The organism is Nocardia glycosmidis, assembly GCF_052545115.1.
Genome location: NZ_JBQWRH010000037.1, coordinates 1 through 15281, shown reverse-complemented (window position 1 = coordinate 15281; position 15281 = coordinate 1). Strand labels below are relative to the sequence as shown.

General features: G+C 68.3%; 13 protein-coding genes and 1 pseudogene. 10 read left to right on the top strand and 4 right to left on the bottom strand.

Annotation, left to right across the window (positions count from 1 at the left end; all coding sequences use genetic code 11):
- Positions 1-149: hypothetical protein (locus tag ACT86A_RS27570; protein ID WP_508104374.1), on the bottom strand; the 149-nt coding region annotated here is incomplete at its 3' end.
- A gap of 91 nt (positions 150-240) precedes the next feature.
- A pseudogene (locus ACT86A_RS27565) lies at positions 241-324 on the bottom strand (hypothetical protein); the annotation flags it as partial.
- Between the two features lie 86 nt (positions 325-410).
- On the opposite strand from ACT86A_RS27565, the gene ACT86A_RS27210 reads away from it, so the two are divergent.
- Positions 411-698, top strand: coding sequence for a PfkB family carbohydrate kinase (locus ACT86A_RS27210; RefSeq protein ID WP_445095079.1), 288 nt, complete (start codon positions 411-413; stop codon positions 696-698).
- 760 nt (positions 699-1458) lie between these two features.
- On the opposite strand, the gene ACT86A_RS27205 is transcribed toward ACT86A_RS27210, so the two are convergent.
- Positions 1459-2424 carry a LysR family transcriptional regulator gene (locus ACT86A_RS27205; RefSeq protein WP_445095078.1) on the bottom strand — a complete coding sequence of 322 codons (966 nt, stop codon included), beginning with the start codon at positions 2422-2424 and terminating at the stop codon, positions 1459-1461.
- Between the two features lie 103 nt (positions 2425-2527).
- Here ACT86A_RS27205 and ACT86A_RS27200 point away from each other — a divergent pair, with 103 nt between their 5' ends.
- Both ACT86A_RS27200 and ACT86A_RS27195 read left to right on the top strand, forming a co-directional pair.
- On the top strand, positions 2528-3925 hold the full coding sequence (locus tag ACT86A_RS27200; protein WP_445095077.1) for an MFS transporter: 1398 nt from the start codon (positions 2528-2530) through the stop codon (positions 3923-3925).
- On the top strand, positions 3922-4701 hold the full coding sequence (locus tag ACT86A_RS27195) for a 3-hydroxybutyrate dehydrogenase (protein WP_445095076.1): 780 nt from the start codon (positions 3922-3924) through the stop codon (positions 4699-4701). The genes ACT86A_RS27200 and ACT86A_RS27195 overlap by 4 nt, the downstream gene beginning before the upstream one ends.
- A gap of 8 nt (positions 4702-4709) precedes the next feature.
- On the opposite strand, the gene ACT86A_RS27190 is transcribed toward ACT86A_RS27195, so the two are convergent.
- On the bottom strand, positions 4710-5282 hold the full coding sequence (locus tag ACT86A_RS27190; RefSeq protein ID WP_445095080.1) for an SACE_7040 family transcriptional regulator: 573 nt from the start codon (positions 5280-5282) through the stop codon (positions 4710-4712).
- Positions 5283-5395: 113 nt separating this feature from the next.
- On the opposite strand from ACT86A_RS27190, the gene ACT86A_RS27185 reads away from it, so the two are divergent.
- The 7 genes from ACT86A_RS27185 (at position 5396) to ACT86A_RS27155 (ending at position 15053) form a co-directional block, all read left to right on the top strand.
- Positions 5396-6991, top strand: coding sequence for a carboxyl transferase domain-containing protein (locus tag ACT86A_RS27185; RefSeq protein WP_445095075.1), 1596 nt, complete (start codon positions 5396-5398; stop codon positions 6989-6991).
- Positions 6992-7008: 17 nt separating this feature from the next.
- The gene (locus tag ACT86A_RS27180) at positions 7009-9066 is read left to right on the top strand and encodes an acetyl/propionyl/methylcrotonyl-CoA carboxylase subunit alpha (RefSeq protein WP_445095074.1); all 2058 of its coding nucleotides are present in this window, start codon (positions 7009-7011) and stop codon (positions 9064-9066) included.
- On the top strand, positions 9063-10223 hold the full coding sequence (locus ACT86A_RS27175) for an acyl-CoA dehydrogenase family protein (protein ID WP_445095073.1): 1161 nt from the start codon (positions 9063-9065) through the stop codon (positions 10221-10223). The genes ACT86A_RS27180 and ACT86A_RS27175 overlap by 4 nt, the downstream gene beginning before the upstream one ends.
- Positions 10220-10702 carry a MaoC family dehydratase gene (locus tag ACT86A_RS27170; RefSeq protein ID WP_445095072.1) on the top strand — a complete coding sequence of 161 codons (483 nt, stop codon included), beginning with the start codon at positions 10220-10222 and terminating at the stop codon, positions 10700-10702. The genes ACT86A_RS27175 and ACT86A_RS27170 overlap by 4 nt, the downstream gene beginning before the upstream one ends.
- Before the next feature lie 144 nt (positions 10703-10846).
- Positions 10847-11659, top strand: coding sequence for an HpcH/HpaI aldolase/citrate lyase family protein (locus ACT86A_RS27165; RefSeq protein ID WP_445095071.1), 813 nt, complete (start codon positions 10847-10849; stop codon positions 11657-11659).
- A gap of 31 nt (positions 11660-11690) precedes the next feature.
- Entirely contained in the window at positions 11691-13640 is a 1950-nt protein-coding gene (locus ACT86A_RS27160; protein ID WP_445095070.1) for an acetoacetate--CoA ligase, read from the top strand.
- Positions 13641-13811: 171 nt separating this feature from the next.
- A complete protein-coding gene (locus tag ACT86A_RS27155) occupies positions 13812-15053 on the top strand; it encodes a TetR/AcrR family transcriptional regulator (protein ID WP_445095069.1) in 1242 nt (413 codons plus the stop codon).
- Positions 15054-15281 lie beyond the last annotated feature (228 nt).

Here is a 15281-nt window from a genome sequence, read left to right as displayed (position 1 = left end):
GAGCTTGCTTCGGCCGTGTGGCTCGGGACTATCAGTTCTCGCGGACACCGGAGCCTGTCAGTGCAGGCCGAACTGTGCCGCAGAAGCCCCACATTCAGTCGCAGTGTTCGCCCGTCCGGCAGTATCTCGAGTACCTGCGCTCCGTCCACGTTGAGCAGTTAACCGAGAGTGGCGGCGAAGCCGCCCGGCGCGGGTCGGTGGATCGCCGACTCGTTGGGCGAGCGCGGTGGTCGACTGCGGTCCGTCCAGCAGCGCCCGAATCGCCTTTCGCAGCTTGGTGGGTGCCGGTTCGCGTGCTAGTTGCTCCAGTCGCGCGGCGAACACTTCCGAGGCGAGAAGCGCGGTGACCAGGTCGTCGGCGGCGCTCGTCGGCGTCGCTGCGGGAACAAGCGGGCGCAGAGTGGGTGATCGTGACGGCTGGTTCCTTCGGTGCCGTGGCGGTCAGTGAGACGGAAGAGGTTGCCGTACTGGCCTTTTCGGTCGAGGTACGCCATATTCACTGCGCGGGTGCCGCCTTCTCGGCCGGACTGCTGTACGCCCTCCGGGCTGGCCAAACGATGGAGCGCAGTATGGTGCTCGGATTAGCGAGCGGGGCGCTGCGGTGTGCCAGAAGGCAAGCCGAAGCGATGCCGACGGTCGAGGAGCTGCTCGCGCTCGTCAGGACATCGCAAACCGAAGGACTTCCTGATTCTGCCTGAACCCGGATCGGCAAACTGTGCCCGGCGTTGTTGTCGGTGCTGCCGCCTACGCTGGTCCGGCGAGCATGCCATCCATTCCAGGATTCACAACGCCGCTGGTCCACCACACTCTCGCGGACCTATGGACAAAGCCCGACGCCGAGTTTCCGGCGGCGCTGTGGCCGATTGGCGCACTTCGGACCACGACGACGCAGCCCAGCGGGTGGCTGACGATCGAACAGCTCACAAAGGACGAGGGCGAGCTGATACCGCAGACCTACGCCGAAGCGCTGCGCTCAGCAGCCGAGGTGTGGGAAGCGCGGGAGCTCGCAGGGAGCCAGCGACCCCATCGTTGACGTCGCTTTGCCGTTTCTCTGGTACTGGGACGCCTACCCGATCAATGGTGGCTGGGAGTACCTCGATAGTCGCGGCATCCTGACCGATCATCCGAGTGAATTGGGCCAAGAGGTCGTGCGACAGCACGCCTACCGATGCGATCGATGCGGCTCAATGATGTTCTTCGCCGAGGGTTTCCTGGCCCATCCGTTGCCAGGCCGGACGAATCACGAATGACCTACCCTCCACGCTGATTCAACTTGCCGCCCATCTGCACGCGACTTTTCGCGGCGCACGCTTGATGTCGGCTTTACTCGGGAACCCGAAGCAGCTGCCGTGGAATTCTCGACGCGGTTGCATCCAGGCGGCGACCCGAACATCCGCCGAGGCAGTTCAAGACGCCGTCGGCGCGCGGCCGGGACAGGGTTTGTGGCTTGCGGCCGAGTCAGCGAGGTCGGCCGAGGAGGGTGTCGCGCTGGTCGTCGACCATGGCTCGGATCGCGGCGACGACGGCGGCGACCTCTGGGCGGCGGAGGGTTTCGGCGCGGGCGACCAGCCAGTATCCGAGGGTGACCGTCACCGAATCGGCCAGCACGCGGACCAGGTCGGCGTGGCGGTCGGCCATGAAGCAGGGCAGCAGGCCGAGCCCTGCGGCGGCGCGGGTGGCCTCGACATGCACGAAAACGTTGGTGGAGGTGACGGATTCGCGCATGGCGGGCGCGAAGCTGGAGGCGAGGTCCAGATCGTCGACTTGCAGCATCGAATCGATGAAATACACCAGCGGATGCCGGGCCAGGTCGTCGATTGTCTCGGGGGCGCCGTGTTCGCACAGGTATTCGCGGGAGCCGTAGAGGCCGAGGCAGTAGTCGGCCAGACGGATGGCGGTAGCGCGGTGCACTTGCGGCTCGCCGACCACCACTTCGAGGTCGAGCCCTGATCGCTGTTGGGAAGCGCGCCTGGTGGTCGCCACGATCTCGACGGTGATCTTCGGATGCCGCCGCCGCACTTCGGCGGCGGCGGGCGCGGCGATATAGGCGCTGAACCCGTCGGTCGCGGAAATCCGGACCACCCCCTCCAGCACCCGGTTGCCACTCGCGTCGGCGGCCAGCGATTTCACCGCCGACTCCACCGCCTCGGCCGCGACGAGCGCCGCCTTACCGAGGTCGGTCAACTCCCAGCCGCCGGCTACCCGGGTGAGCACCCGGCCGCCGAGGGTTTGTTCCAGCGCCGCGATACGGCGCGAGATCGTGGTGTGGTTGATGCCGAGCTCTTCGGCCGCGGTGACGAAGCGGCCGGACCGCCCGACCGCGAGCAGAACGAGGAGGTCATCGGCGCTGGGGCGGCGCGGTGACCCCGCGGATGCCGGGCACACATCTGCATGGTCGCAGATGCCTACTGCACAAGTGGTCATTGCGGCCCAATTGGTCTGCACGAATACTCGGTTCAGCTGAAGCATTGTGTGGGCCATCACATCGTCATCCGAAGTGTGGCCCCGGCCATGAAGGAGAAATGCGATGACGGTGCACGACACTGGAGCCGTCCCGACCCCGCCCACCGGCGACGATCCGGGCGGCACGAGCGGCCTGCGGCGCGTGGTGGCCGCGTCGATGGCGGGCACGGTCGTCGAATGGTACGAGTTCTTCCTCTATGGCACCGCCGCCACGCTGGTGTTCAGCAAAGTGTTCTTCGCCAAGGGCACCAGCGACCTGGACGCCATTCTCGCCGCCTTCGTGACCTACGCCGTCGGTTTCGCCGCCCGCCCGCTGGGCGGCGTGGTGTTCGGGCATTTCGGCGACAAGTACGGTCGCAAGAAACTGCTCCAGTTCAGCCTGGTGCTGGTGGGCGCCGCGACATTCCTGATGGGCTGCCTGCCGACCTTCGCGCAGATCGGCTACTGGGCCCCCGCACTGCTGGTGACCCTGCGCTTCGTCCAGGGTTTCGCGGTCGGCGGGGAATGGGGCGGCGCGGTACTGCTGGTCGCCGAACACAGTCCGGGCCGCAGCCGCGGTTTCTGGGCGAGCTGGCCGCAGGCGGGCGTGCCTGTGGGCAACATGCTGGCGACGGTGGTGCTGCTGGTGCTCACCACCACGCTGTCGGACGCGGCGTTCCTCAGCTGGGGCTGGCGGGTCGCGTTCTGGCTGTCGGCGGTGGTGGTGCTGGTGGGCTACTACATCCGCACGAAGATCACCGACGCGCCCATTTTCGTCGCGGCGCAGCGGGAAGCCGAGCAGCTCGCGGCGACGTCGCTCAGCGTCGTCGAGGTGTTGCGGCGGTACCCGCGGGGCGTGCTCACCGCGATGGGGCTGCGTTTCGGTGAGAACGTCATGTATTACCTGGTGGTCACCTTCACCATCACCTATCTCAAGGTGCGGGTGCACGCCGACACCGCGGTCATCCTGTGGTGGCTGCTCGCCGCGCATACGGTGCACTTGGTGACCATCCCGCTGGTCGGCCACCTGTCCGACCGCTTCGGCCGGCGCCCGGTCTACCTGCTCGGCGCGCTCACCGCGGGCACCTGGGGCTTCTTCGCCTTCCCGATGATGGACAGCGGCCACAACGCGGTCATCATGTCCGCGATCATCATCGGTTTGGTCTTCCACGCCTTCATGTACGCCGGACAGCCCGCGATCATGGCCGAGATGTTCCCCACCCGGATGCGCTATTCCGGGGTATCCCTGGGCTATCAGGTCACTTCGATCGTGGCGGGGTCGCTGGCGCCGATCATCGCCGTCCGGCTGCTCAACACTTATGACTCCGCGGTGCCGATCGCCTGGTACCTGGCAGGTGCCGCGGCGATCAGCGCGATCGCCGTGCTCGTCGCGCGGGAAACGAAAGGCCTGAGTTTGACGAGCGTAGACCTCGCCGACGCGGAAAAGCTCGGCGCGCGGACCGCCGAGGTGCCGGTGCGATGAGCGAAGCCGAACGCCGGACACACCCGTCCGGCAACGATCTCACGGGGCGCACCGCCCTGGTCACCGGCGGCGCGAGCGGTATCGGCGCGGCCTGCGCCCGTGCGCTCGCGGCGCGCGGCGCAGTGGTCACTGTCGCCGACATCGACGACCGCGGCGCCGCGGCCCTGGCCGCTGAGCTCGGCGGCAAATCGTGGGCGGTGGACCTGCTCGACGTCGCGGCGCTGGAAGCACTGGAGTTGGACGCCGACATCCTGGTGAACAACGCTGGTGTACAACACATCAGCCCGATCGAGGACTTCGCGCCGCAGCGGTTCCGCGATCTGCTCACCCTGATGGTCGAGGCGCCGTTTCTGTTGGTGCGCGCGGCACTACCACATATGTACCGGCGCGGCTGGGGACGGATCATCAATGTCTCCTCGGTGCACGGGCTGCGCGCCTCGGAGTACAAGGTCGCCTACGTCACCGCCAAGCACGGGCTCGAGGGACTGTCGAAGGTCACCGCGCTCGAGGGTGGCCCGCACGGGGTGACGAGCAACTGCGTCAACCCCGGGTATGTGCGGACCCCTTTGGTGGACAAGCAGATCGCCGACCAGGCCAAGGCACACGGCGTGCCGGAGCAGGAGGTAGTGGAAAAGATCCTGCTCACCGAGAGCGCGATCAAACGCCTCGTCGAGCCGGAGGAGGTCGGGGCGTTGGTGGGCTGGCTCGCGTCACCGGATGCGGGCATGGTCACCGGCGCGTCGTACACGATGGACGGCGGGTGGAGCGCGCGATGAGTGCTCGTTCACCCCAGGGCGGCCAGCGCCATGCGGCGCAGCACGGGCCGAGCGCGGACCGCGGTGGCCGTGGTCGCGCTGTGCGGGGTCGAGTTGAGCATGCCGAAGGCGGCGTGGGCCTGCACCCGCGCGGTCTCTTCGGGTAGTTCGGGATGCAGCTCGCGCAGCACCCCCACCCAGATCTCCACGTACTGGCGCTGGGTGCGACGGATCTCCCGGTGGGCCGGGGCCGGCACGCTGTCCAGGTCGCGGTCCTGGATGCGGATCAGCTCCGGCTCGCCGAGCGCGAAGTCCAGGTGGTGCTCGACCAGCCCGTCGAGCGCCCGCGCAGGCGAATTCGTCTGCGCCACTACGCCTTTGCCGCCGTCGAGCAGGCGCTGACTCACTCCGACCAGCAACTCGGTCAGCAGCGCTTCCTTGCTCGGGAAGTGCCGATAGACCGCGGGACCGCTGATACCGACGGCGGCGCCCAGGTCGTCCAGGCGCATACCGAGGAAGCCTCGGTCGGCGATGAGCCGGGCGCCGGCCTCCAGCAGTTGTCGCCTTCGCTGCGCCTTCAGCTGCTCGCGTCGGGTGGGCATGACGGATTCGGCACTGGTCACGCGCGGTCCTTTCCGCCGATCTGGACATCTCAGTTAATCAAGACTAACCTGAATTCCAGTTATCTGCGACTAACTGACGACAGGATGGCGTGATGACCGTTACCGAAGAGGTCGGCAACCGCGCCGCGCACGCGGCGCTGGTCGACGACCTGCGCGCCCGGCTCGCCGCCGCCGCACTCGGCGGGCCTGCGAAGGCGCGTGAACGCCACGTGGCGCGAGGCAAACTGCTGCCGCGGCAGCGGGTGGACCAACTGCTCGATCCGGGCAGCCCCTTTCTCGAGCTGTCCGCGCTGGCCGCGACCGGGATGTACGGCGAAGAATCCCCCGGCGCGGGAATCATCACCGGGATCGGCCGCGTGTCCGGGCGCGAATGCGTGATCGTGGCCAACGACGCCACCGTCAAGGGCGGCACCTACTACCCCATGACAGTGAAGAAGCATCTGCGCGCGCAGGAGATCGCGCTGCAGAACCAGTTGCCCTGCCTCTACCTGGTCGACTCCGGCGGCGCGTACCTGCCGCGCCAAGACGAGGTCTTCCCCGACCGGGAACACTTCGGGCGCATCTTCTACAACCAGGCGACCATGAGCGCCAAGGGAATTCCGCAGATCGCCGCGGTACTCGGCTCCTGCACGGCGGGGGGCGCCTACGTGCCCGCGATGAGTGACGAAGCCGTGATCGTGCGCAACCAGGGCACCATCTTTCTCGGCGGGCCGCCGCTGGTGAAGGCCGCGACCGGCGAGGTGGTGACGGCCGAGGACCTCGGCGGCGGCGAACTGCACTCGCGCACCTCGGGCGTCACCGACCACCTGGCCGAAGACGACCAGGACGCGCTGCGCATCGTGCGCCGCATTGTGGGCACGCTCGGACCACGCGCGGCCGCCCCGTGGGAGGTGCGGCCCGCCGTCGCGCCCGCCGCGCTGGAAGCGGAACTCTACGACGTCGTGCCGGTAGATCTGCGCACGCCCTATGACGTGCGCGAGGTGATCAACCGCGTGGTCGACGCAGCGGGTGACGGCGAGAGCGGTTTCCACGAGTTCAAGGCCGAATACGGCAAGACCCTGGTCACCGGTTTCGCGCGCATCCACGGCCATCCGGTGGGCATCGTCGCCAACAACGGCGTGCTTTTCGCCGAATCCGCCATGAAGGGCGCGCATTTCATCGAGTTGTGCGACCAGCGCAGCATCCCGCTGTTGTTCCTGCAGAACATCACCGGCTTCATGGTCGGCCGCGACTACGAGGCGGGCGGCATCGCCAAGCACGGAGCGAAGATGGTCACCGCGGTGGCCTGTGCCCGGGTGCCGAAGCTCACCGTCGTGATCGGCGGCTCCTACGGCGCGGGCAACTACTCCATGTGCGGCCGCGCCTACTCGCCGCGGTTCCTATGGATGTGGCCGAACGCGCGGATCTCGGTGATGGGCGGCGAGCAGGCCGCGTCGGTGCTGGCGACAGTGCGCGGCGACCAACTCGACAGCAGCGGGCAGCCGTGGTCCGCCGCCGACGAGGACGCCTTCAAAGCCCCGATCCGGGAGCAATACGAGAGCCAGGGCAATCCCTACTACTCGACCGCACGCCTGTGGGACGACGGCGTCATCGACCCGGCCGATACGAGAACGGTGCTCGGCCTCGCGCTTGCGGTATGCGCACAGGCCCCGCTCGAACCCGTCTCTTACGGCGTCTTCCGGATGTGATGGCGATGAACAAAACGATGATGAACAAAACGATTCCCGTCGACTTCCACACCATGCTCGTCGCCAACCGCGGCGAGATCGCGGTGCGGGTGATCCGCACGTTGCGCGCCATGGGGATTCGGTCGGTGGCCGTGTACAGCGACGCCGACGCCGACGCCCGGCACGTTCACGAGGCCGACACGGCGGTCCGCCTCGGACCGGCTCCGGCGCGCGAGAGCTACCTGTCCATCGACGCCGTCGTGGCCGCGGCAGTGCGCACCGGCGCGCAGGCCGTCCACCCCGGTTATGGATTCCTCTCGGAGAATGCCGCGTTCGCCGCCGCCCTGGCCGACGCGGGCATCGTCTTCCTCGGGCCGCCCGCGCGTGCGATCGAGGTGATGGGCGACAAGATCGCCGCGAAGAACACCGTGGCCGCGTTCGGTGTCCCGGTGGTGCCCGGCATCGCCGCGCCCGGCCTCACCGACGACGAGCTGATCGCCGCGGCCACCGAGGTCGGGTATCCGGTGCTGGTCAAGCCGTCCGCGGGCGGCGGCGGCAAAGGCATGCGCCGGGTGGACGATCCGCGGCACCTGCCCGAAGCGCTGCGCAGCGCGCGCCGCGAGGCCGCCGCCGCGTTCGGTGACGACACCCTTTTCCTGGAACGATTCGTCACCCGGCCCCGGCACATCGAAGTGCAGATCCTCGCCGACCAGTTCGGCAACGTGTTGCACTTGGGCGAGCGCGAATGCAGCCTGCAACGCCGGCACCAGAAGGTGATCGAGGAAGCGCCGTCGCCGCTGCTCGACGCGCAGACTCGGGCCAGGATCGGCGCCGCCGCCTGCAATACCGCGCGCAGCGTGGACTACGTGGGTGCGGGCACCGTGGAGTTCATCGTCTCCGCCGACCGGCCGGATGAGTTCTTCTTCATGGAGATGAACACCCGCCTGCAGGTGGAGCATCCGGTGACCGAACTGGTCACCGGCGTCGACCTGGTGGAATGCCAGATCCGGGTGGCAGCCGGGCAGAAGCTCGCGGTGGCGCAGGACGACATCCGCATGGTCGGGCACGCCATCGAGGCCAGGGTGTACGCCGAGGACCCGGGGCGCGGGTTCCTGCCCACCGGTGGCACGGTGCTCGACCTCGACGAGCCGCAAGGTCAAGGGGTCCGGGTCGATTCGGGATTGCGGATCGGCACGCGCGTCGGCAGCGACTACGACCCGATGCTGTCGAAGATCATCGCGCACGCCGGCGATCGCACCGCCGCACTCGCGCGCCTGGACCACGCGCTCGCCGACACCGTGCTGCTCGGCGTGACCAGCAACATCGAGTTCCTACGCTTCCTGCTGGCCGACCCGGACGTGGCCGAGGGACGGCTGGACACCGATCTGCTGGACCGGCGGGTGGCCGATTTCCGTCCCGCTTCGGTCGGCGACGACGAGTTCGTCGCCGCCGCGGCCTGGCATTGGCTGCGCCGCTGGCCGACGACATCGACCGATCCATGGGCGGTTCCGTCCGGTTGGCGGATCGGCGCCCACGCGCCCACGCCGATCCGCCTCGCGGGCGGCGATCGGATCGAGCACGTCTACCTCTCCGGCACGCCCGACGACGCGGTGGTGCGGGTAGGCGATGGCACGGCCTCCTCGCTCACCGCGACATCGACCGCCGACGCCGGTGTGCTCACCGTGACCAAGGATGGCCTGCGGCACACCTACCGGGTCGCCGAGCAGGACGGCCTGCTGTGGGTAGCGGGGCCGTCCGGCATCGCGGCGCTGCGCGAAGTCGCGGAGGTCAACGTGCGCGGCGCCGACGAGCACGTCGGCGACGCCGAAATCCGCAGTCCCATGCCGGGGTCGATCATCGCGGTGCCGGTCGTTCCCGGCGCCGTCGTCGCGGCCGGAGATCCGGTGGTGATCGTGGAGGCGATGAAGATGGAGCACTCGCTCACCGCGCCGGTCGCCGGGACCGTGGAACTGCTCGTCGAGCCGGGCACGCAGGTGCGCCTCGATCAGCTGCTCGCGCGGATCCTCGCCGTACCGGCTGCATCGGCCGAACCGGCCGAGCCGGAAAACGCTGCACAAGAGGGGACCCCGACATGACCGACTTCCTATCCACCGGCACCCTGCCGCAGGAGTACCGCGATCTCGCGCTGACCGTGCGTGACTTCGCGCAATCGGTGGTCGCGCCGGTGGCAGCCGAGCACGACGCGAACCACACCTTCCCGTACGAGGTGGTCGCGGGGATGGCCGACATGGGTCTGTTCGGTTTGCCGTTCCCCGAGGAGTACGGGGGCATGGGCGGCGACTACTTCGCCCTGTGCCTCGCGCTCGAGGAACTGGGCAAGGTCGACCAGAGCGTGGCGGTCACGCTGGAAGCCGGCGTCTCGCTCGGAGCTATGCCGATCTACCGGTTCGGCAACGACGAGCAGAAGCAACAATGGCTTCCCCAGCTCACCAGCGGCCGCAGGCTCGCCGCGTTCGGGCTCACCGAACCCGGCGCGGGCAGCGACGCGGGCGGCACCAGGACCAGCGCGGTCGCCGACGGCGGCGAGTGGGTCATCAACGGCAGCAAGCAATTCATCACCAATTCCGGCACCGATATCACCGTGCTCGTCACGGTGACCGCGGTGACCGGGACGACCGGCGGCAAGAAGGAGATCTCGACCATCCTGGTGCCGACCGAGACCCCCGGTTTCGTCGCCGAGCCCGCGTACAACAAGGTCGGCTGGAACGCCTCCGACACTCATCCGCTCAGCTTCACCGATGTGCGCGTGCCCGAGGAGAACCTGCTCGGTGAGCGTGGCCGCGGCTACGCGAACTTCCTGCAGATCCTCGACGAGGGCCGCATCGCCATCGCAGCGCTCTCGGTCGGGGCCGCGCAGGGCTGCGTGGACGAGAGCGTGCGCTACGCCGAGCAGCGCGAGGCGTTCGGCCATGCGATCGGCCGCAACCAGGCCATCGCATTCAAGATCGCCAGAATGGAAGCGCGGGCACACGCCGCCCGTACCGCCTACTACGACGCCGCGGCGCTGATGTTGGCGGGTAAGCCGTTCAAAAAGCAGGCGTCCATCGCGAAACTGGTGGCCGGCGAGGCGGCCATGGACAACGCCCGCGACGCCACCCAGATCTTCGGCGGCTACGGCTTCATGAACGAATACCCGGTCGCCCGGCACTATCGCGACAGCAAGATCCTGGAAATCGGCGAAGGCACGACGGAGGTACAACTGATGCTGATCGCACGGGAGCTGGGCCTGTGACCCGGCGCGCAGTGGTCCAGCGCGGACTCTGGTTCGAGGAGTTCGACACCGACGTGGTCTACCAGCACCGGCCCGGCCGGACCATCACCGAGGCCGACAACGTCCTGTTCACCACGCTGACCATGAACACCCAGGCACTGCATTTGGACGCGGCGTTCAGCGAGCAGCTGCCCCCGTTCAACCAGCGGCTGGTGAACTCGATGTTCACGCTGTCCACCTTGGTCGGGCTGTCGGTGGCGCAGCTGACCCAGGGCACCATCGTGGCCAACCTCGGTTTCGCGGAGATCGCGTTCCCCAAGCCGCTGTTCCACGGTGACACCATGTACGCCGAGACCGTGGTCACCGACAAGCGCGAGTCGAGCAGCCGCCCCGGCGAAGGCATCGTCACCTTCGCGCATACAGCACGCAACCAGCACGGCGACGTCGTCGCCACCGCGGTCCGTAAAACGCTGGTCCGCAAAGCCCCGGAGCCGGCATGAGCGGTCAGGCCCGGAGGAGGCAGCGGAGCGTAACCACGCAGGGCCCCGCACATGTCGAAAGGGGTACAGCATGAGCGGTCAGGCCCGGAGGAGGCAGCGGAGCGTAACCACGCAGGGCCCCGCACATGCCGAAAGGGGTACAGCATGAGCTGGCAGATGGCGGGTCCGGCCTGGTTGTTCTGTCCGGCTGATCGCCCGGAGCGGTACGCGAAGGCCGCGGCGGCGGCCGACGTGGTGATCCTCGACCTGGAGGACGGTGTCGCCGCACACGACAAAGCCGCGGCGCGCGCCGCGCTGGTCGACACTTCGCTGGACCCCGAGACCACGGTGGTCCGCGTCAACGCGGCGGGCACCGCGGAGCACGAACTCGATCTCACGGCGCTGGCCGCCACCGCCTATCGCCGGATCATGCTGCCGAAATGCGAATCTGCCGAACAGATCACGGCGCTGCCGGACTTCGAGGTGATCGCGCTGGTCGAGTCGCCGCTCGGCGCGCTCGCGGTCGGCCGGGCGGTGATGGCGCGCAACGCGATCGGGGTCATGTGGGGAGCTGAGGATCTGGTGGCGGCGCTGGGCGGGAACGCCAGCAGGCACGCCGACGGCAGCTACCGCGATGTGGCCCGGCACGTCCGGTCCACCGCGCTGCTGGCAGCCAAGGCGTACGGAAAGTTCGCGCTGGACTCGGTCTACCTGGATATCCGCGATCTGGACGGTCTGCGCGCCGAAGCCGAGGACGCGGTCGCGGTCGGCTTCGACGCCAAGGTCGCGATCCACCCGAGTCAGGTGCCGGTGCTGCGGGCGGCCTACGCGCCGTCACAGGACGACGCCGCCTGGGCCCGGCGCCTGCTCGCCCAGGCCCCGAAACATCGCGGTGTGTTCGCCTTCGAGGGCAGGATGGTCGATGCCCCGGTGCTTCGGCAGGCGGAGCAGATCGTACGACGCGCCGACCGTGTCTGATCACCGAGTTTCCCTAGCGAGGAGGACCGCGATGCGGCCACAATGGGCACCGACCGAACAAGACATCGCCGCTGCCAGGATCACCGATTTCGCGCGATTCGTCGCGGAGCGCACCGGAGTGCGCACCGCGGACTACCACGAATTGTGGCAGTGGTCGATCACGGATCTTGCCGGTTTCTGGCGCACCCTGTGGGACTACTTCGCGCTCGGCGAGGTCGCCGGAGAGGTGCTCGCCGATGCCGAGATGCCGGGCGCGCAATGGTTCCCCGGCACCCGGCTCAACTATGTGGACCAGGTGATCCGCCAGCTGCGCACCGATCGGCCCGCGATCAAAGAGCTCAGCGAGGACGCACCCGTACGCGAAGTGTCCTGGGCCGAATTGGTGGACCACACCGCCACTTTCGCTCGCACACTGCGTTCGCTCGGCGTGCGGTCCGGCGACCGGGTCGTGGGCTATCTGCCGAACATCGCGGAGGCGGTAGTCGCGTTCTTGGCCACCGCGAGCATCGGTGCGGTCTGGAGCGCCTGCGGTCAGGATTACTCGCCGAAGGCGGCGCTGGACCGGCTCGGCCAGCTGGAACCCACCGTGCTGGTCACCGCCGACGGCTACCGTTTCGGCGGCAAGACACACGACAAGCGCGCCGACATCGCCGCGCTGCGTGCGGGGCTGCCTTCGCTGCGGGGCACGATCGCGATCCCCCGGCTCGGGCTCGGCGTGCCGGACGCGATGCCGTGGAGCGACGCGGTCCGCGATACCGCCGCGGTGCCCTCGGTGATCACCACGGAATCAGTAGATTTCGACCATCCGCTGTGGATCGTGTTCTCCTCCGGCACGACCGGGCTGCCCAAGGGCATCGTGCACGGCCACGGTGGCGTGCTGCTCGAACACCTCAAAGCGGTTGCCCTGCAATCGGATATCGGCCCCGAGGACACGTTCTTCTGGTACACCAGCCCCAGCTGGATGATGTGGAACTTCCAGATCGCGGGCCTGCTGGCCGGGGCGACGATCGTCTGCTACGACGGCAGCCCCACCCATCCCGAACCCGACACGCTGTGGCGCATCGCCGCCGAGGTCGGCGCCACCGTCCTCGGCACCAGCCCTGGCTATGTGCTGGCCTGCATCAAAGCGGGTTCCGTGCCGGGCACCGACCACGACCTCTCGACGCTGCGCACGGTCGGCATCACCGGCTCCGCGCTACCCACCTCCTCGGCGCTGTGGCTGGGCGAGAACGTGGGCGAACACGTGCAGGTGTCCTCGATCAGCGGCGGCACCGACGTGGTGTCCGCGTTCATCGGCGGGGTGCGCACCGTACCGGTCTGGCCGGGCGAGCTTTCCGCGCCATTCCTCGGCGTGGCACTGGACGCCTACGACCCGGCCGGCCAGCCGGTGCGGGGTGCGGTCGGCGAGCTGGTCATCACCGAGCCGATGCCGTCGATGCCGGTGCGCTTCTGGCACGATGACGACGGAAAGCGTTATCACGACGCGTATTTCGACACCTTCCCCGGAGTCTGGCGACACGGCGACTGGATCACCATCACCGACCACCACAGCGTCATCGTGCACGGACGCTCCGACTCCACCCTCAACCGGCACGGCATCCGGATGGGCAGCGCGGACATCTACCAGTCCGTCGAGCGACTGCCCGAGATCGCCGAGGCCCTGGTGATCGGCGCCGAACAACCCGACGGCGGGTACTGGATGCCGCTGTTCGTGGTCCTCGCCCCGGACGCCGACCTCACCGACGAGCTGAAATCCCGGATCAACCACACCATCCGCACGGAGGTCTCGCCGCGTCATGTCCCCGATGAGATCATCCTCGCGCCCGGCATCCCGCACACCCGCACCGGCAAGAAGCTGGAGGTGCCGATCAAGAAGCTGTTCCAGGGTGCCGAGCCGGACCGGGTGGTCGAGCGCAGCGCGGTGGACGACCCGGACCTGCTGGCCTGGTACGCGGGCGTTCGCCCGGCCGCGCGCGAGTGAGGGGCGTCACGCATAAGTGAGGGCGGCCACGCATAAGTCTCGTCGCCTCTTATACGCCCAGGAATATACGCCCGGAAACAAGCACGGCTGCCCGGGACCGGCTCATCCCGGGCAGCCGTATCCCGAGACAGCCAGATCTGTGCATCGCACCAGGTCGTTACGATGTTCGTCATGAGTGTCGACAATCGCCGTACGGCGCGGAAGGCGAGCAGCGGCGACTCGGCAACTCGGGAGATCCAGCGCAGGCCGAAGAACCGGCGGGCCCAGATCGCGGCGGCGTCGGCCGCCGCGTTCGGCGCGCTCGGCTACCACGGCGCGAGTATGGACGACATCGCCGCCGGGCTGGGGATCAGCTCCGCGGCCCTGTATCGGCACTATCCGAGCAAATACGCGCTGTTCCGGGAGGAACTGATGCGCGTCGGCAGGGCGATGACCAGATCGGTCGAGCTGCCCGAAGAAGCGGCGCAGTGGCCGGCCGAACAGCGGCTGCGTCATGTCCTCGACGCGCTCATCACCGTCACGATCGAGAACCGTCCCACCGTCACCCTGGTGCGCTGGGAGGGCAGATACCTCGAACCCCAGGACGAGGCCGAGCGCAACGAGCAAGAGGCCACGATCCTCGACGCCTTGGTCCGCCAACTGGCCACGCTGCGACCGGCGACGACCGACGACGATCTGCGGGTGCTGAGCGCCGCACTGCTCAGCGTCATCACCAGCATCGCCGACCACCATGTCGCGCTGCCCGCGAAATCCCTTGCTCGCCTGCTGGCTTCGGCCTGCGAGCAGATCGGGTACGCGGACCTGCCCGGGCCACGGCCGGTCGAGCCGGTGGGGCCGGTGGAGATCCCGGACTCGTTCAAACACGAACTGCTGCTCCGCAAAGCGGTCGAGTTGTTTCACGAGCGCGGCTACCCGAACGTCAGCGTGGAGGACATCGCCACCGCGGCAGGGCTTTCGGCCGCCTCCGCGATATACCGGTTCTACCGCGGTAAGAGTGACATCCTCGCCGCCGCATTCCGCCGGGCCGCGGAGCGGGTTTCCGGCGCCATCGGCCCGGCCGTCGCGGCGGCCGGCGATTCCGAGGCCGCGCTCACCGCACTGATCACGCAGTACGTCGCGAATTCGTTCGCCGAGCCGGCCCTCGTCTTCGTGTATTACACAGAATTCCAGCACGTTCCAGCCGAGGAACGCACCGTGCTGCGCAACATCCAGCGCCTCAGTGTCGAGGAGTGGGCCCGGCTGCTGCGCGAAGTGCGCACCGAACTCACCCCCGCCGAGGCACGCATCCTGGTCCACGCGGCTTTCGCACTGGTTGTCGACCTCGGCCGCGCCTTCGGCGACGAGCCGCTGGCCGCGCAGGATCGAGTGCGGTTACTGATGCAACTGGTGCTCTTCGGTCGCCCCGCCCGCTAGCGACCGGCCGCAGAGCGAACGCCGGACTCCGCGCCACCACACGAACCATACCTTCGTCGCGAATATCGAGCCTCAGCGCACGTACCCATCGGCCCGATTGTCGGGCACGACGCGTCCGGACGCGACCAGGATGCGGAACGCGGCTTGTTTACGTGGGCAGGCGTCGGCGCGGCAGGGGAGATGACACTGCATCACTCGGTGCGCTTGTTCGATGGTGAACGGCTTGTC